Raw genomic sequence first — 17643 nt, 5'->3', positions numbered from 1 at the left:
CGGGTAGCGCTGACGTGCGGAGGGTTCAGGGCATCGTGCGCAGATGCGCCGCGATCGTGTTGGCCAGGGCGTAGCCGGCGGTCGCGTCCCAGTTGACCGACCACGTCATCGCCCCGCGGATGCCGGGCCAGGTGGTGGCGGGTCGGAAGCTCCCGCAATTGGTGCCCGCGGCCAGGCAGTCCAGGGCGTTGTTCACCACACCGGGCGAGACGTAGCCGCTGCCGGCCGCGCGCCCGGTGGCCGGTACGCCGAGCGCGACCTGGTCGGGGCGCAGCCCGCCCTGAAGTTGGATGCACGCCTGGGCGGTCAGGAAGTCGACGCCGCCCTGGGCGTAGAGCTTCTGGTCGCAGCCGAACATGGTTCCGGAGTTGTAGTACTGCATGTGCACGATGGTCAGGATGTCCTTGATGCCCAGGGCGAGTTGGAAGTACGCGGCCTGGTTGGACTGCATGTCCAGGGTCTGCGGGGCCATCGTGATGATCAGGCTCGTGCCGATCTGCGCCCGGATGGCGCGCAGGGCGGTGGCCATGTACGTGGGGCTGACCCCGTTCTCCAGGTCGATGTCGACGCCGTCGAAGCCGTATTCGCGCAGCAGCGCGGTGGTGGTGCTCGCGAAGGTGGCCGCCGACGCGCTGTCGCCGACCCAGACCGCGCCGAGTTCGCCGCCGACCGACAGGATCACCTTCTGTCCGCGGGCGTGCATGGTGGCCACGTCGGCCTTGAGGTCGGCGTTGGTGTAGCCGCCGAGCGCGGTGGACAGGCCCGGGTCGACACCGAAGGTGACCGCGCCCCAGCGGGTGCGGTCGGCCTCGGCGAAGGCCACCGCGACCAGGTTGTAGGACGCGGGCACGTCGCGCAGGCGCAGGTTCGCGGAGCCGTTGACGAAGTTGTGCCAGTAGCCGGTCATCACCCGCTTGGGCAGGCCGGTCGGGTCCTGGCCGGTGGGCCCGTCCGGACCGGTGGTGACCGTGACCGACGCCGAACGCGCGGACGTTCCGGCGCTGTTGGTCGCGGCGACGGAGAAGGTGTAGGTCGTCTCGGGGGTCAGGCCCGGTATCTCGGCGGCGGGGCCGGTGACGGTGGCCACCTTGGTGTCGGCGCGGAAGACGTCGTACGCGGTCGCGCCGGGCACTGCGGACCAGGTCAGCGAGACGCTGCGCGCGGTGCTGCCGGCCGCGGCCAGGCCGGTGGGTACGGCCGGGATCGTGGTGTTGCCGCCGGGGCCGACGAGCGAGACGTCGTCCGCGAGGTAGGCGGGTTGTCCGTACCAGCCGTTGAGGTGGAGCGTGACGCTGGTGGTGTTCGGGCCGGTGCGGAACGTGGTGGTGAGCTTTTGCCACGTGGTGGCCGAGGAGGTCCAGGTGGAGACGTCCGTGGTGCCGGTGCCGCTCGCACCGAGGTAGATGTACGAGCCCTGGACCCAGGCGGATTCGGTGTAGTCGGAGTTCGGTTGCACCGCCACGGTCTGGCTGCAGCGGGCGTTGTCGCCGCCCGCCGGGGTGGCCTTGAGGGCGCCGGTGCCGGTGTGCACCGGCGTGCTTGCCGGGCTGCCGGAGCCGGCGGAGCAGGTCCAACCGGACAGGCCGGACTCGAAGCCGCCGTTCACCACGAGTTCGGCGGCGGCGGGTGCGGGAGAGGCGAGCGCGAGCAGGCCGGCCGAGGCCATCGCGCATGCGGTGAGCAGGGTGGTGACGAGGCGGCGCGGGGTGCGCCTGCGGCGTGCGGCGGCCTGGTCCGCGCGGCCGCCTGGGGGACGTATCGGTGCCATCGTGGGGTGTTCCTCCCGTACCGGCCCGGGCGATTGCCTGCGGGCGTGGGCGTGCGTGGAAGGGAGGGTGGACCCGGGTCGGCACCGCACTGCCTGATGGGACGTCAGGCTGCCTCGGCGCAGGGCGTGCGCAGGCCGTCCGGGCGCACCCGAGGGTGCCGGGGGTGCCTGTGTGTCAGACGAGTTGACCGCCGGTGCCCGCGAACTGTCAATAGGTCTGGACCAATTGCCTCCGCACGCCCTCGCCCCCGGCCTCGCTCCCCGGCCTCGCCCCCGCCGCGATCGCGCCTCGATCCCCGGGCGGCGGCGGGTTCAGGCGCTCGGCACGGGCCGCGGTGGTTGCGGGCCGGTGTAACGGGCGATCGGACGGATGATCTTGGTGTCCTCGGCCTGCTCCAGGATGTTCGCGCACCACCCGATCACCCGGCTCGCGGTGAACGTCGGGGTGAACATGCTCCGCGGGATGCCGCACAACTGCATCACCACGCCCGCGTAGAACTCCACGTTGACGTGCAACTCGCGGCCCGGCTTGAGTTCGGCCAGGATCCCGGTCACCCGACGGTGTACCGCGGTGGCGAACTCCACCAGTTCCACGCCCCGCGCGTCGGCGTGTTCGGCGAGTTCGGCGGCGATCTCGGCCAGCATCACCGCGCGCGGATCCTCGGTGCGGTAGACCGCGTGACCGAAGCCCATGATCCGCTCCCCCGCCGCGATCCTGGCCCGCACCCACGCGTCGATCCGCTCCGGCGAGCCGATCTCGTCCAGCGCCTCCAGGGCTCGATCCGGCGCACCGCCGTGCAACGGGCCGGAGAACGCGCCGATCGCGCCGGCCACCGCGGAGACCAGATCCGCCCCCGAGGAGGCGATCACCCGCGCGGTGAACGTGGAGGCGTTGAAGCCGTGGTCGATGGTCGCGATCAGGTAGCGCTCGATCGCGGCCACCTGCGCGGGCTCGGGTTCCGTTCCGGTCACCAGGTGGAGCCAGTTGGCCGCCGTGGACAGGTCGGCCCGCGGCTCCAGCGGCTCGGCGCCCGCGCGGATGCGGTACAGCGCCGCCAGGATGGTCGGGGTCGCCGCGCCGACCAGCAACGCGTCCGCCGCCCGCCGCCGCGGATCGCACTCCCACAGTGGTGGCAGGTTGCGCGCGGCGCCGATCAGCGACAGCGCGGTACGCAGTCCGGCGAGCGGGTCGAACCGCTCGCCGGCCATGGCGATCGACCGCAACACCGGCCGCAGTTCCTCGGGCAACACCCGCAGGCGGGCGATCTCCGCCGCGAACGGCGCCCGTTCCTCGGCCGCGGGCAACCGGCCGTGTACGAACAGGAACCACACGTCCTCGAAGGTGCGGGTGCCGGCCAGTTCGATCGCCGAGTACTGCCGGTAGTGGTAGAAGCCCTCGTTGCCTCGCACGTCGCCCAGCTCGGTGGTGGTGACCACCACCCCCTTCAGGCCCCTGGGTACGTCGATCCGCTCGTCACCGGCGACCGCCATGACATGCCTCCCATCCTCGGCGGAGCCGCACCGGCCCGCCCACCAAGAATGTCGATCACGTCATCAAGTATCGTCAATGTTGATTATGTCAATGTGAGGCGGAGGTGCGGACGAAATGGCTGGTCGGCGCAGGGTTCCGGGCGGGGGAAGTGAGCGGGATTACCCCGCCGACTTGCGGGATTACCCCGCCGACTACCTGACCACCGCCCAGGCCGCGCAGCGGTTGGGGGTCAAGCCCGAGACGATCTACGCCTACGTCAGCCGCGGATTGTTGACCAGCGTGCGCGACGAGTCCCGGCAACGCGGCAGCCGGTTCGCCACCGCCGAGGTGGAGGCGCTGGCCGAGCGCACCGGCGGGCGGCGCGACCCCAACGGCTCGATCGAGCGCATCCACACCCACCTGACCCTGTTGGCCGACGACCACCTGTACTACCGCGGTCGAGACGTGCACGAACTCGCCGAACACCGCCTCGAGTCGGTGGCGCACTGGCTGTGGCGGGCCGAACTCGCCGACGTGCCCTCGTTCGAGGTCTCCGCCGAACGGGCCGAGACGGTCCGTCGCACGGTCGCACTCCTGCCGGACACCGCCCGGCTGATCGACCGCATCCGGATGATCGTGGCCGCGACCGGCACGACCGATCCGCTGCGCTACGACCTGTCCGAACCGGCGGTCGTCCGCGGCGGCGAGACCCTGCTCGCGGTGATCGCCGACACCCTGCCGCCGTGTGCGGGCGCGCAGCCGCCGACCGGCCGCACCCTGGCCGAGCGGCTGTGGCCGAAACTCACCGCCCGGCCGGCCACACCGAAACACGTGCGCCTGTTGAACGCCGCGCTGGTGCTGATGGCCGACCACGACCTGGCGGTGTCGACGCTGGCCGCGCGGGTGGCGGCGAGCGCGCGGGCGGACGTGTACGCCGTGGTGTCCGCCGGCCTGGGTGTGGTCGACGGCCGCCACCACGGCGCCGCGATCGGCCTGACCCACCGCTTCCTGCGCGACGCGCTCGACCCCGCAGGCAGCCCCACGATCGCGGTCGCCGACCGCCTCCGCGCCGGCGAACACCTGCCCGGCCTGGGCCACGTGCTCTACGTGGACCGCGATCCGCGCGCCGACCTGGTGCTCGACCTGCTGCGCGAGCAGGCCCGGGACGACCACCGGGTCGCCCGGGTGGTCCGGGCCGTGGACGCCCTGACCCGGGAAACCGCGGCCCGCGAGAACATGTTCGCCAACGTCGACCTGGCGCTCGCGGCCCTGACGCACGCGATGGACATGCGACCGGACGCCGGCGAGGCGATCTTCGCGATGGCCCGCTCGATCGGCTGGCTCGCCCACGCCCTGGAGGAATACCGGCAACCCGGCCTGCGCTACCGCGCCGTCGGCGTCTACACCGGCCCGCGTCCTGCCACCACCGGCGACGCCGGGAACCCGAAGGCACGTCGGGACTGAGCGCCGCCGTCCGAGCGCGCGGACGATTCTCCGTTCGGATCGCGGCCGGCGGCGTCAGTGCCCCTCGGACCACCACGTGCGCAGGCCCACCGAAAGGCGCGCTCGGCACCGACGACCCCCACTCCCGCACACCGGAGGGGGCAACGGCTCAGGCCGTGTCCGCGCCGACGGCCGGGGCCGGGGGCGGGGGCGGGGCGGCGGCCGGGGCGGTGGGCACCGGGGTGAGTCTCAGCGAGACGACGTACGAGACCACCACCGCGAGGATCACGAGCGGCATCACGGTAAGCCCCTGCGACCCCAGCAGCAGGGTGGCCAGCAGCACCGAGGTCAACGGGAGTTTCAGCATCGCCACGCACATGGCGCCGATACCCATCGCGAATCCGGACGTCAGGTCCAGCCCGGGGAGATGGGACAGGGCGATCCCGCCCACCGCGCCGACGAACATCGAGGGGAACACGAGGCCGCCGCGGAAGCTGCTCAGTGACGCGCAGTACGCCACCGATTTGCACACGATGAGCAGCACGAGCGCGCCCACCGAGTATCCGGCGCTGCCGGCGAGCAGTGGGTTCAGCCCGTGCTGTCCCGAATACAGCACCCCCGATGCCTCGTATCCCGATCCTTCGGCGTACAGGAACGCGGCCACTCCGACGATCGCGCCCATCATCACTGTGGCCGGCACCCGCCACTGCTCGACGCGCGCCTGTGCGTAGAGGGCGCCCCGACGGATGCCGGTGCCGAGGAAGGCCGCCGCGAGCCCGATGACGAGAGCCCAGCCGAACGACGCGACATCCGGCACGTCGGCATGCGGCACGTCGTCGAGGGCCAGGGAGTACGTGCCCAGGCCGGTCCACGAGCCCAGACCGATGAAGACGAGCGAACCGATACCCGCGGCCAGCAGGCCCGGCACCAGCACCATCCCGAGCATCGGCCCGGCGAGTCCCGAAGCCTCCATCAGCAGGAACGCGCCCAGCAACGGGGATCCCAGCAGCGCGCTGACCGCGGCGAAACTCCCGGCAGCGCCCACGATGGCGCTCGCCTTCGGCTCGATGTCCGGCTTCACCAGCCGTGCGCCGAGCACGGCGAGGCCGGCGCCGAGGGTGATGAGCGGCGCCTCGGGTCCCAGGACTACGCCGATCCCGAGGGAGGCCAGCGCCGCGAGCACGATACCGGGCAGTTCCACCGCGGACGGCGCGCCCGCCGAGGAAACGCCCTCGGCCGGCCTGTGCCCGCCTTCCCCCGGTAACCGGCGAATGATCAGGCCGACCAGCAGACCCGCGACGGCGAGCAGCGGCACCGGCCACCACGAGGGCGTGCCGTCGAAGCCCACGGCCTCGGGCAGGTCGGTATAGGTCAGCGACTCCAGCCGGGAGACGAGGGCGAGGAATCCGAACGCCGCCGCCGAGATCGGCACTCCCAGGACCGCCGTCAGCACCAGAAGCCCCACGTATCCGCGGGCACGGACGGGCGCGAAGGGGTCGAGTGGCGCGGTTTCGGGCACTCCGGCGGGCGTGGCCGACACTCTCATCGTCTCCTCAGCATCGGAACCCGCACGAAGGCGTCGGCTCACAAGCCTTTGTCCGGTGATACCACGCGGAGCAGCCGGCTCCGCGTACCCGGCCCGCGGCACTCCGGTACGTCCAGCACCGTCATGCCCCCGGCCCAATCGCACCGCGACCGGCCGAGGCCCCGCCCCGGGCCGACGCCACGGCCGTGCCGTTCGGCAATCGGGGTTCGTGGCCGCGAGAACGCACCGGGCGCGCGGCCCCGAAGGGCACGAAGCCGGCGCCTGCCGGATAGTGGATCGGGTAGGGATTCGGCTGAGATTGGACTCTCATGGACCGCTACCCTCCCATCGCGGAACACGGCCTGATCGGCGATCTCCAGACCGCGGCACTGGTTTCCTCACAGGGCGTCGTCGACTGGTTCGCCGCGCCCAGGTTCGACTCCCCCAGCATTTTCGCGGCGTTGCTCGACCACGATCGGGGCGGCTTCTTCCGAGTGGCCCCGGACGTCACGGAAGCCACCTGCAAGCAGCTGTACTATCCCGACACCGCACTCCTGGTGACCAGGTTCATGTCCCCGGACGGTGTCGGCGAGGTGATCGACTGGATGCCGCCGAACACCAGCCGAATACCCAGCGACCGGCACACCCTGCTGCGCGCCGTGCGCACGGTGCGCGGCACCGTGCGGTTCGACCTGGAATGCCGACCACGCTTCGACTACGGCCGGGCCGCCCACCGGCTCGATCCGGGAGCCGACGGTGGCGTGTTCCGCGCCCCGGGCGTCACCGCGTACCTGCAGAGCAGTTTTCCGCTGGAGCGGGACGGCGACGACATGCGGGGTTCGGTCACCCTGAGCGTCGGCCAGGAGGCGGGCGCGGTCTTCACCGTCTGCACCGGCGACGGCGAGGCCCCACCGCCGTTCACCGTCGCCACGGGCACCGACCAGCTGTGGCACGCCGCCGACTTCTGGCAACAATGGGTGCACGGCTCCAACTACCGCGGCCGCTGGCCCGACATGGTCAACCGCTCCGCCATCACCCTCAAGCTGCTCACCTACGCCCCCACCGGCGCGCCGGTGGCCGCGGCCACGATGGGCCTGCCCGAGCAGGTGGGCGGCGAGCGCAACTGGGACTACCGCTACACCTGGGTGCGCGACGGGTCGCTCTCCGTCCGGGCCCTGCTCGACCTCGGCTTCGTCGAGGAGGCGACCGACTTCACGCACTGGCTCGGCGACCGGCTCCGTGCCTCGGCCGGGCAGGAGGGCGAGCCGCTCCACATCATGTACCGGGTCGACGGTGAACCGCTGACGACGGAAGAAAACCTCGACCACTTCGAGGGCTACCGGGGTTCCGCACCGGTGCGGCTCGGCAACGCGGCCGCCGACCAGTTGCAGTTGGACATCTACGGCGAGGCCCTCTACGCCCTGTCGGAGGGGCGCGAGATCGCCACACAGGCCGGCTACCGAGGCTGGAAGATCATGGCCCGCACGCTGGATTGGCTGGCCGACTCCTGGGACCGGCCCGACGAGGGCATCTGGGAAACGCGTGGCGGACGCAAGGACTTCACCTACAGCCGGGTCATGTGCTGGGCGGCCTTCGACCGCGGCCTGCGGATGGCAAGGGATTTCGGCCGACCCGCCGACACCGTGCGCTGGACCGAGGCCCGCGACACCGTGATGGAACAGATCATGGAACACGGCTGGGACGAGTCCGCTCAGGCCTACGTCCAGCACTACGGCGGGGACGCCGTCCTGGACGCGTCACTGCTGCTGATGCCCCGGGTCGGCTTCATCGCCCCCAGGGACCCGTCCTGGTTGTCCACCCTGGACGCCATGGATCGCACGCTGGTCTCCGACAGCCTGGTCTACCGATACGACCCGGCCGCCTCCCCCGACGGCCTGCGCGGCTCCGAGGGCACGTTCAGTCTCTGCACCTTCCTCTACGTGGACGCCCTCGCCCGGGCCGAACGCCTGCGCCCCGCCCGGTACACCTTCCAGAAGATGCTCACCTACGCCAACCACGTCGGCCTCTTCGCCGAGGAGGTGGGCCCCACCGGCGAGCAACTGGGCAACTTCCCACAGGCGTTCACCCACCTCTCACTCATCACGGCCGCCTGCACCCTGGACCAGGCCCTCGACCAACGGCGCGCCTGAACGGTCCACGGGCGCACCGAGCGGGCCCGACCGTCGACCGCACGCCCTGCGGGTCGGCGAACCACCCGGACGATCGCCCGAATCGAGCGGCCCGGTGGGACGGAGCCGGCGGTGTCACTCCCCGACGTCCTCGTCGGTCAGCGGTTCCAGCACGCCGTGGGTGTCGAGGCGATACAGCACGACCAGCGCCGGGCCGATCAGCACGATGGCGATGAGCGCCACGAAGAGCATCCACCGCAGTGACGCGCTCGCTCCCGCCGCCTGCCGCACGGTCAGGGAGGTGGGCACCAGATAGGGGCGCTGGGCGAACCCCCAGGCGGCGACCATCGAGGCCACCGAGGCCACCGAGGTGTATCGCGCCCATCCGGCATTGCGGCCGGAGACGAGCCAGGCCGTGGCGGCCACGGCAACCGCTGCGACGACCACCAGCAGGAGCCCGATCCCGTGGGTGAGTCCGTGATGGACGTACGACGCGTGCTCGTCGGTCACGGCCAGGCCGAGCGCGCCCACGACCGCGAGCGCGCCGATGCCGATCCAGGCACGCACCCGGAAGTAGCCGATCAGGTCGGGGGCGTCGAAGCGGCGTGCGTCCGAGGTGAGGAACACCGCGCCGAGGAACGCGGTGGCCGCGACGGCGAGCAGGCCGGCGAGGATCGAGGTGGTATTGGCCCAGGCGTCGGCCGAGGCGGTGGTGCCCGGCTCGACCCGGCCGGAGGCCACGCCGCCTGCGGCGGCGCCCAGGAAGAACGGGGTGAGCAACGAGGAAACGGCGAACACGGCACCGTAGATCCGGCGTTCGGCCAGTCGCCGGGTGGGCTTGCGCAGCGCGAACCCGGCGCCGCGCAGGACCATGCCGACGACGGCCAGCGCCAGCGGCAACCACAGCGCGGTGAACACCGTCTGGAAGAACACCGGGAAGCCCGTCCACATGAGGACCAGGACGAAGATCAGCCAGACGTTGTTGACCTCCCACACCGGTGCCATCGCGTGGTCGATCAGCCGCCGCGGAGCCTTCCCGCGCTCCGCACCGCCGGCCAGCAGGTCCCAGAACCCGGCGCCGTAGTCGACGCCGCCGCCGCAGGCATACGCGGCGATGACCGACAGCAGGATCCAGGCGACGAGGTCGGCGGTCACGGCACGCTCCCGGGCCCCGGTCCGCTGCCCGGTTCGGCGGGCGGTGCCGGGGACTTCGGGCCGGCGCCGACGAGTTCGCCGCGTGGACCGTACGGGGTGTCGCTCTCCGGTCCGTCGGCGAGCGCGCGGGCGGCGCCCGAGTCGGCGAGCCGCCAACGGCTGCGCATCTTGAGCAGCACGCCGAGGAACGCGCCGAAAACGAGAACGTAGACCACCACGATGACGCCGAGCACGGTCCACAGCGCGGCGGCCCGGGTCGGGGTCACCGCTTCGGAGACCCGCATGTTCCGATAGACGATCCAGGGCTGTCGACCCACCTCGGTGGTGATCCAGCCGCACTCCACGGCCAGCACACTGGCCGCACCCGCGAGGGCGGCGCATCGGAAGAACCACCGTGACCGCGGCAGGTCACGGCGGCGCAGCCGGCACCAGCCGTACCACAGCGCCAACAGGATCAGCAGGCTGCCGATGGTGACCATGATGTCGAAGGCCCAGTGCGCGATCGTCGCCTGAGTCGGCGTGGGGCGGTCGGCGGAGGGCACGGCGGTCAGCCCGGCCACTTCGGTGTCGGGGCTGAAGCCGGCCAGGATGGAGTCGAGTTGAGGGATTTTGAGGCCCCCCTTGACGCTTCCGTCCGATTGCAGCCGGCCGAACATGTACTCGGGTACGTGCGTGTCGGTGTCCCAGACGAGTTCCGTGGCGGCGAACTTGACCGGCTGCTTGTGGAAGACCGACCGAGCGATGGAGTCGCCGAGCACGAACTGCACGGGGGTGAGGACGGCGGCGATCGTGAACGGCACCCGGAACCCGAGGAGGTGGTAGCGGTCGCGGCGACCGCGCAGCCAACCCACCGCGTAGACGCCGGCCACGACGTAGCCGGCGGTCAGGAACATCGCGACCACGAAATGCCAGTACTGGGGTCCGAACATCGGCGTGAAGATCGTCGATCGCACATCGACGTCGGTCGGCTTGCCGGTCGAGTCGAGGGTGAAACCCGCAGGGGTGTTCATCCAGGCGTTGGCGGCGATGATTCCGAACGCGCCGAGCAGCGCCGCGAACGGCAGCGGGACGCCGAGCCAGAAATGCGTCCACGGCTTCAGCCGGCGCCAGCCGTACAGGTAGATCGCGATCAGGATCGCCTCGAGGAAGAACGCCCAGGCCTCCACGCCGAATCCGATACCGAAGACGTCGCCCCACCGGCCCATCATGCCCGGCCACAACAGTCCGAACTCGAACGACAGGACCGTGCCGGTGACGATGCCGACCGCGAACTGGACGGCCATGACGGCGGACCAGCGCCTGGCCAGCAGCATTGCCACCGGATCGTTCCCGCGCAGGGCCCGGTGGTGCATCACCAGCGTGATCAACGGCAGTGCCACGCCCAACGGCACCAGAATGATGTGGGAGGCCAGCGTAAAGGCCATCAACTCCCGTGCGGGAAGCAGCTGTTCCGGCGCCGCGGCCAGAATCGGTGAGGCGGGGTTCATGCGGGCCTCGATGGCTCGTGCCGGGTGATCTCGGGGTCACTCGGCGGACCGGAAGGCGGACCGGAAGGCGGACCGTGCCGCGCATCGGGCTGCGCAGCCGGTTCCGGGTCGGGCTGCGGGTCGGGCTGGGGGTCGGGCTGCGGGTCGGATGAAAGGAACGCGCGTTCGCGGCGGGATCCGGTGGCGAAGACCACCGCCCAACTGAGCAGTGCCCCGATCCGGCTGCGGAAGCCGGTGAGGAAGACGATGTGGATGAACAGCCAGATCAGCCAGCCGATCAGCCCGGATGCGTGGAACCGGCCCATCTTGACGACCGCTTTGCCACGGGAGATGTACGCGGCGCTGCCGAGATCCACGTATCGGAACGGACGCGTCTTGCCGGTCCTGCCCTCGACGGCGTACCGGATCCGGCGGCCGGCGTAGGCTCCGCTCTGCATCGCGACCTCGGCCAGACCGGGCAGCTTGTCCAGGCTCATCAAGTCGCCGACCACCCGGATCTCCGGATGGCCCGCGATCGTGAGGTCGGGCTCGACTCGGATGCGTCCCGCCCGGTCCTGTTCCGCCCCGGTGGCCCGGGCCAGGACCGTCGCCAGCGGCGGTGCCTCGACCCCGGCAGCCCACAACACCGTGCGAGCCTCCACCCGCTCGGTGCCGCCGTCCTTACGGCGTACGGTCAGGCCCCGGTCGTCGACGTGGGTGACGATCGTGCCCAGGTGCACCTCCACGCCGAGATCGTCCAGGGTGCGGGCGGCCCGCCGGGACAGGACCGGGCCGAAGGGGGCGAGCACCGCGTCCGACGCGTCGAAGAGCAGCACCCGCGCCCGACTCGGGTCGATGCCGGAGAACTCCCGATTGAGCGTGTGGCCGGCGATCTCCCGAATCTGGCCCGCCAGTTCGACCCCGGTGGGGCCGGCCCCCACCAGGGCGAAGGTGAGCCAGTGCGCGCGCTCGCGCTCGTCCTCGCTCGCCTCCGCCGTCTCGAACGCGCGGTAGAGCTTGCTTCGCACCTTCAACGCGTCTTCCAGCGTCTTCATGCCGGGGGCGTGGGCCGCGAACTCGTCGTGCCCGAAGTAGGACTGGCGCACGCCGATCCCCACGATCAAGTCGTCGTAGGGGAGGGCGAGCACCCGGCCGTCCGGCCGCTCGGCGTGCACGACCCGTCGGGCGACGTCCACGTCGGTCGCCGTCGCTTCCAGGCACCGCACCCGGTCGTGCCGGCGCAGGACGGCACGCAGCGGCTGCGCGATCTGCCCCTCGGACAGGATGCCGGAAGCACACTGGTACAGCAGGGGCTGGAAGAGGTGGTGCGCACAGCGGTCGACCAGGGTCACCGCGACCGGGGCGCTGCGCAGGGCCCGTACGGCGAACAGCCCGGCGAAGCCGCCGCCGAGGATCACCACCCGCCGAGGGGTCACGTGGTCCTCCACGACGCCCTCACCCCCCGGTGGCGAAGCCGGGGAAGAGCGTCATGCCACCGTCGACATAGATCGTGGTGCCGACGACGTAGTCCATCAGGTCGGAGACCAGGACGGTGACCGCGTCGGCGATGTCCACCGGATCGCCGACCCGGCGGTAGGGAATCAGCCCGAGGAGATCGGCCTCCGCCTCGGGAGTGGCCCACGCGTCGCGGTTGATCGGGGTACGGATGGCGCCCGGGGCGACCGCGTTGACCCGGATGCGGTCCGGGGCGAGTTCCTGCGCGAGGGTCTGCATCAGCATCAGGACGCCGCCCTTGGACGCGGCGTAGTTCACATGGCCCGCCCACGGGATGATCTGGTGGACCGAGCTCATGCAGACGATCTTTCCCGCCGAGCGGGAGACCTCCGGGACCACGCCGCGGCGCTTGAACTCCTTGGCCGCCTCCCGGGCGCACAGGAACTGACCCGTGAGGTTCACGTCCAGGACCTTCTGCCACTGGGCGAGCGACATCTCGGTGAGGGCGGCGTCTCGTTGGAGCCCGGCGTTGGCCACCATGATGTCGATCGTGCCGAACTCCTCGACCATGCGCGCGACCATCGCGACGACCTGGTCCTCCTGCGAGACGTCCGCCTCGTGCGGGTACGCCCGTACGCCGAAGGACTCGATCTCCCGGACCACCTCGTCGGCGGTCTCTCGGCCGGAGACGTAGTTCACGACGACGTCGGCGCCCGCCTGTCCGAGTGCGATCGCGGTCGCCTTGCCGATACCGGAATTCGCCCCCGTCACCAGCGCTTTCTGTCCCCTGAGGATGGGTGGCAACACCGGTCGGCCGGGCCCGTCCACACCTGTGGTCATCGTGTTCTCCCATCATCGCCCGCACCGCGACGCCGAAGCATCACCCTCTCCGGCGGCAGGCCGTACGTCGCCGATCGACGCGCCCCGCCCACTCGATCGGAACAGCCGCGCCCCTCGGATGGCGCAGGCCCGGGCTCGTTCGACGCACCGCCCGGGTCCGAACCGGGCGTGGTCGCCGGCGCCCGTGCGGGCGGCCCGGGACGGTGACCCGTCGAGCGCCCGGCCGAACTGGTGCGTCCGGGCGGTCGCGTGTCGCCGCCTCTGGGATCAGGCGAACCCGCCGGGGGTGCGGCCCGGTCCGGGTGGGCCGGCGTAGCACTGGGCGATTTCCAGCCAGCGCACCGCCTCGTCGCCCTCGGCCCGGACGGCGAGGTCGTCGGCGTGCCGGCGTCGGGTGACCAGGAGGCAGAAGTCGAGCAAGGGGCCGGTCACCCGCTCGACCGCGTCCTCGGGGCCGTACGTCCAGGCACCGCCGACCTCGGGCCCGCCGCTCAGTTCGACCCGGAACTCCCGCTCGGGCGGGCGCAGACCGTGCACGAAATAGGCGTAGTCCCGGGCCCGGACGCCGATCCGGGCCACGTGGCGCAGCCGGGCGGTGGGCGGGAGCCGTACGCCGAGGGTGTCGGCGACGTCCTGTCCGTGCGCCCACGTCTCCATGATTCGGGCGCCGGCCATCGACGCGGCGCTCATCGGCGGTCCGTACCAGGGCAACCGCCCGCCCGCCGGTATCGCCGCCAGCACCTTGGCCACGGCGTCGCGACCGGCGCGCCAGCCGGCCAGGATGCGATCCGGCGGCTCCGCCGCGCCGCGCTCGGCCGCTCGGTCCACGAAGCCGTCGGGGTCGGCCGCGGCCTCCGCGACGGCGACGGCGAAGCCGGCCGGATCGCTCGCCGCGAGCCGGACCTGATCGTCGGTCCACGCCAGGTGCGCGATCTGGTGGGCGAGGGTCCACCCCGGCGCGGGCGTCGGCATGGCCCACGCGTGCGGCGCCAACCCGCCGACGAGTCGGTCCAGTGCGGCACTTTCCGCTCCGAGGTCGTCCAGAACGGCCGCGAGATCCACCATCGTCCCCGTCCTCCCCTCACCGACCGACGCTCACGCGACACACACGCGAGCCCGACCGTCCCGCCCCGTGGCCACGGGATCCCGGCAGCGTTTCATCGCCCCTGCCCGCAGACAAGCCCCACCGCGCTTCAGGGAACGCAACAGGAGTCCCCCGGAGCGGTGTGGGCGGGGGCGTGAGGGTGGGGCCGCGGGGGCTTCGAGGCGGAGGCGTGCGTGGAGGGGGGTGCGACTCGGCCATGTGCACACAGTGAGTGCGCGCACACGCGTAGTATGTACCGCGTGGTTGGGGAGAGTGGTTCCGAGGTGGTTCGGGTCGTGATCGTCGACGACCATCCGTTGTTTCGGGCAGGGTTGCGGGCGGCGCTGGAGAGTGCCCACGACGTCGTGGTGGTCGCGGAGGTGGAGACGGCCGCCGCGGTGCCCGAGACGGTCGCCGAGCACCGTCCCGACCTGGTGGTGATGGACCTGTCCCTACCGGACGGCTCCGGCATCGAGGCCACCCGGCGGATCGCCGCCGACACTCCCACCGTCCCGGTCCTGGTGTTGACCATGTCCGACGACGACGGCAGCCTGCTCGCCGCGATGCGTGCCGGCGCGGGCGGCTACCTGGTCAAGGGAGCGGGTCGGGACGAGGTGTTGCACGCGGTGCGCACGGTCGCGGCCGGCGGCGCGGTCTTCGGGGCGCAGACCGTACCCCGGCTGACCGCACTGTTGGCGAGTGGTGCCCCGCGCACCGCCGAGCGGGTGTTCCCCGAGCTGACCGAGCGCGAATGCGAGGTGCTCGATCTGCTCGCCCGCGGCCTGGACAACCGCAACATCGCCCGCAGGCTGTTCCTCGCCGAGAAGACCGTGCGCAACCACATCACGCACATCTTCGAGAAGCTGCACGTCGGCACCCGCGCGGAGGCGGTGGCGCACGCCCGCGACTTCGGCCTGGGCGCCGACTGATCCGGCACCCGCGCGGCACCGCATCCGCGCACCCGGTCGCGGGCCGCCCCGGGACACCGGCCGGGCCCGAATCGGGACCTCGATGGGACCGGTGCCTCGTGCGCACGGGACCTCGCGACGGCCATCCTGGGACGTCCGAACCCCGCCGGGCCCCGTACACCGGAACCACCCGGCGTCGTCCGGTCCCACCCGGCTCCACTCGTCCGCGCCGTCGTTCGCCGACGTCTCGTGAGGAGGCGCCAGATGCCCATCGGCAACCGAGAGCAACGCTCCGGTCTCGACCGGGCCTACGCGGTATGCGGCGCCTCCCTGGCCGGCGGCCTCGTCACGCTGGTCCTGCTGCTCACCCACCTCGACGACCCCAGGATGTCCCCGCGCCCCGCCCTGATCGGCGTGGCCACCCTCCAGGGCGTCGTCTTCGCGCTCTCCGGGCTGTTCGTGCTCTCGCGTCGATCCGCGCCAGGCCTGGGCTGGTTGCTGCTGTGGACCGGCCTGTCCTATCCCCTGGGCAGCGCGGTCCTGTTCGGCGCCGTGTTCGCCGACGCCGGACCCGGTTGGTCCGCCGTGGCGATCACCCTGTGGCTGGTCACCGACTGGGTGTTCCTGTTCGGGATGTACGCGCTGCCGCTGTGGCTCCCGAACGGAACCCTGCCCAGAGCCCGATCCGTCCGGATCTACGCCGTGCTGGTCGCCGTGTGGAGCGCTCTGCACGCGTACACCGACCACGCCGGGTCGGACTGGTACGGACTGCCCAGCTTCCTGCACCACGGCGCCTGGGCCGACGCGCAGCGGTGGCTGGACGAGCGGCTGACCCCGTGGATGGACCTGATTCCACCACTGGTCATCCTCACCAGCCTCGTGGTGATGACCGTGTGCTGGGTGCGCTCGCCCGGACCGCACCCGGTACGACTCGTACCGCTGTTGCCCTACCTGTTGTGGCTGGCCGTGAGCTTCCTCGGCTACCACCTCGAACTCTCGGATCTGCTCTATGACTTCCTTCTCTACGCGGGCGTGCTGGTCTGGCAGCTGTGCTTCGCGTACGCCTTCGCCCGGGACCGGCAGTGGCACCTCGACCGGTCCACGCGCAAGGTGCTGGCCGCCTTCTCGCTGGCCGCGGTGCTGATGGGCGGCTACTTCGGGATCGCCGTCGCGCTCTCCGGCACACTGCCCGGCGCGCATACCGCCGGCGCACTGGTGATGGCGGCCGGCGCGCTGGTGATCGGCGCCCTGTTGCGCCCGACCATCGGCTGGGCGATGCGCGTCGTGGACCGCTTCTACTACGGCGAACGGGCCAGGCCCTACCAGGTGGTCCGCGACCTCTCCGAGCAGTTGAGCCGGGCACCGGCACCCGGCGCGGCGCCGACCCTGCTCTGCCGAACCGTCGTACACACCCTCGGTCTGCCCGGCGCAGGCGTCGTGGTCGCCACCCGACACGGTGAACGCGAACTCGCCCGGATCGGCAGCGCCGACGCCGACCGCGTCGACTTCCCGCTCACCTACGAGGGTGCCGTGATCGGCCGGCTCTCCGCACCGCCCCGACCCGGACAGGACACCCTGGATCGCCAGGACCTGGAAGTACTGCGCTTCCTCGCCGACCAGGCGTCGCCCGCCATCGCGTCGCTGCGCCTGTACGAGGAACTCCAGGAGACCCGCGAACACATCGTGCTCGCCCGCGAGGAGGCCCGCCGCCGGCTGCGCCACGACCTGCACGACGGCCTGGGCCCCGCATTGTCCGGCACCCGGCTTCAGGTCGACACCGCGCGGGCCTGCGTACCGCCGGGCACTCCGGCCGAGGGCACGCTGGCCATCGCGTCGCGCAGCATCGGCGAGGCGATCACCGAGTTGCGCCGGATCACCGACGGCCTCGCCCCCGCCGCACTCGCCCGTCTCGGCCTGGCCGGCGCACTGCGCGAATGTGCCACGCGGCTGGACGGCGGCAACGGCACGGACCCGCACATCCGGGTCGCCTTCGACCCCGATCCGCCCCCGCCGCTGCCCGCCGCCGTGGAGGTCGCGGTCTACCGGATCTGCGGCGAGGCGCTGACCAACGTCGTCCGGCACGCCCGGGCCCGCAACGCCACGCTCGACGTCCGGGTCACCGACACCCGCGTCGTCCTGGAGGTGGTCGACGACGGCATCGGGAGCGTGGACCGCGAGCGCGGCGCGGCGACCGAGGGCGTCGGCCTGGCCTCGATGGCCGAACGCGCCGAGGAACTCGGCGGCAGTTTCACCGCGGGCGGCGACGAGCACGGCACGGTGGTGCGCGCGGTCATTCCACGACCCGGGACCGACACCCGGGACCAACCCGGGACCGGCCCGGGACCGTGACCACATGCGGGCGAACCGAGACCGCGCGAAGGTGGAGGAGAGGTGATCGA

Annotated in this window: 12 protein-coding genes; 4 read left to right on the top strand and 8 right to left on the bottom strand. The window is 71.8% G+C overall.

What is annotated here, in order from left to right:
• Nucleotides 1-25 precede the first annotated feature (25 nt).
• Both ACIBM5_RS09585 and ACIBM5_RS09580 read right to left on the bottom strand, forming a co-directional pair.
• Nucleotides 26-1768, bottom strand: a complete 1743-nt coding sequence (locus tag ACIBM5_RS09585; protein WP_396006259.1) for a chitinase — start codon at nucleotides 1766-1768, stop codon at nucleotides 26-28.
• Between the two features lie 312 nt (nucleotides 1769-2080).
• Nucleotides 2081-3259, bottom strand: coding sequence for a citrate/2-methylcitrate synthase (locus tag ACIBM5_RS09580; protein ID WP_396006257.1), 1179 nt, complete (start codon nucleotides 3257-3259; stop codon nucleotides 2081-2083).
• Between the two features lie 172 nt (nucleotides 3260-3431).
• Here ACIBM5_RS09580 and ACIBM5_RS09575 point away from each other — a divergent pair, with 172 nt between their 5' ends.
• Nucleotides 3432-4703 (top strand): citrate synthase, encoded by a 1272-nt coding sequence (locus tag ACIBM5_RS09575; RefSeq protein ID WP_396006256.1) that lies wholly within the window; start codon nucleotides 3432-3434, stop codon nucleotides 4701-4703.
• A gap of 148 nt (nucleotides 4704-4851) precedes the next feature.
• On the opposite strand, the gene ACIBM5_RS09570 is transcribed toward ACIBM5_RS09575, so the two are convergent.
• Entirely contained in the window at nucleotides 4852-6222 is a 1371-nt protein-coding gene (locus ACIBM5_RS09570) for a chloride channel protein (RefSeq protein ID WP_396006255.1), read from the bottom strand.
• A gap of 314 nt (nucleotides 6223-6536) precedes the next feature.
• On the opposite strand from ACIBM5_RS09570, the gene ACIBM5_RS09565 reads away from it, so the two are divergent.
• Complete coding sequence (locus ACIBM5_RS09565; protein ID WP_396006254.1) at nucleotides 6537-8357, top strand: glycoside hydrolase family 15 protein; 1821 nt, start codon at nucleotides 6537-6539, stop codon at nucleotides 8355-8357.
• Between the two features lie 114 nt (nucleotides 8358-8471).
• Here ACIBM5_RS09565 and ACIBM5_RS09560 read toward each other — a convergent pair whose 3' ends face one another.
• From ACIBM5_RS09560 to ACIBM5_RS09540, 5 genes are all read right to left on the bottom strand, one after another.
• On the bottom strand, nucleotides 8472-9491 hold the full coding sequence (locus ACIBM5_RS09560) for a cytochrome d ubiquinol oxidase subunit II (protein WP_396006253.1): 1020 nt from the start codon (nucleotides 9489-9491) through the stop codon (nucleotides 8472-8474).
• On the bottom strand, nucleotides 9488-10978 hold the full coding sequence (locus tag ACIBM5_RS09555; protein ID WP_396006252.1) for a cytochrome ubiquinol oxidase subunit I: 1491 nt from the start codon (nucleotides 10976-10978) through the stop codon (nucleotides 9488-9490). Before ACIBM5_RS09555 ends, ACIBM5_RS09560 begins: the two co-directional genes overlap by 4 nt.
• Complete coding sequence (locus tag ACIBM5_RS09550) at nucleotides 10975-12393, bottom strand: NAD(P)/FAD-dependent oxidoreductase (RefSeq protein WP_396006251.1); 1419 nt, start codon at nucleotides 12391-12393, stop codon at nucleotides 10975-10977. Before ACIBM5_RS09550 ends, ACIBM5_RS09555 begins: the two co-directional genes overlap by 4 nt.
• 19 nt (nucleotides 12394-12412) lie before the next feature.
• Nucleotides 12413-13252: an SDR family oxidoreductase gene (locus ACIBM5_RS09545; protein WP_396006250.1), complete on the bottom strand. Its 840-nt coding sequence runs from the start codon at nucleotides 13250-13252 to the stop codon at nucleotides 12413-12415.
• A gap of 267 nt (nucleotides 13253-13519) precedes the next feature.
• Nucleotides 13520-14317 (bottom strand): TIGR03084 family metal-binding protein, encoded by a 798-nt coding sequence (locus ACIBM5_RS09540; RefSeq protein ID WP_396006249.1) that lies wholly within the window; start codon nucleotides 14315-14317, stop codon nucleotides 13520-13522.
• Between the two features lie 279 nt (nucleotides 14318-14596).
• On the opposite strand from ACIBM5_RS09540, the gene ACIBM5_RS09535 reads away from it, so the two are divergent.
• On the top strand, nucleotides 14597-15265 hold the full coding sequence (locus ACIBM5_RS09535) for a response regulator (protein ID WP_396006248.1): 669 nt from the start codon (nucleotides 14597-14599) through the stop codon (nucleotides 15263-15265).
• 243 nt (nucleotides 15266-15508) lie between these two features.
• Nucleotides 15509-17593, top strand: coding sequence for a GAF domain-containing sensor histidine kinase (locus ACIBM5_RS09530; RefSeq protein ID WP_396006246.1), 2085 nt, complete (start codon nucleotides 15509-15511; stop codon nucleotides 17591-17593).
• The last annotated feature ends 50 nt before the right edge of the window (nucleotides 17594-17643 follow it).

It is taken from the genome of Embleya sp. NPDC050493, from assembly GCF_044458105.1.
Classification (GTDB): Bacteria; Actinomycetota; Actinomycetes; order Streptomycetales; family Streptomycetaceae; genus Embleya.
This window is presented reverse-complemented; position numbering and strand designations above follow the sequence as displayed.

Bases quoted from the DNA above. Each gene is read 5' to 3' on its own strand.
- ACIBM5_RS09555 (WP_396006252.1), bottom strand. From the start codon at position 10,978: ATGAACCCCGCCTCACCGATTCTGGCCGCGGCGCCGGAACAGCTGCTT.
- ACIBM5_RS09565 (WP_396006254.1), top strand. From the start codon at position 6,537: ATGGACCGCTACCCTCCCATCGCGGAACACGGCCTGATCGGCGATCTC.
- ACIBM5_RS09540 (WP_396006249.1), bottom strand. From the start codon at position 14,317: ATGGTGGATCTCGCGGCCGTTCTGGACGACCTCGGAGCGGAAAGTGCC.
- ACIBM5_RS09545 (WP_396006250.1), bottom strand. From the start codon at position 13,252: ATGACCACAGGTGTGGACGGGCCCGGCCGACCGGTGTTGCCACCCATC.
- ACIBM5_RS09530 (WP_396006246.1), top strand. From the start codon at position 15,509: ATGCCCATCGGCAACCGAGAGCAACGCTCCGGTCTCGACCGGGCCTAC.
- ACIBM5_RS09580 (WP_396006257.1), bottom strand. From the start codon at position 3,259: ATGGCGGTCGCCGGTGACGAGCGGATCGACGTACCCAGGGGCCTGAAG.
- ACIBM5_RS09585 (WP_396006259.1), bottom strand. From the start codon at position 1,768: ATGGCACCGATACGTCCCCCAGGCGGCCGCGCGGACCAGGCCGCCGCA.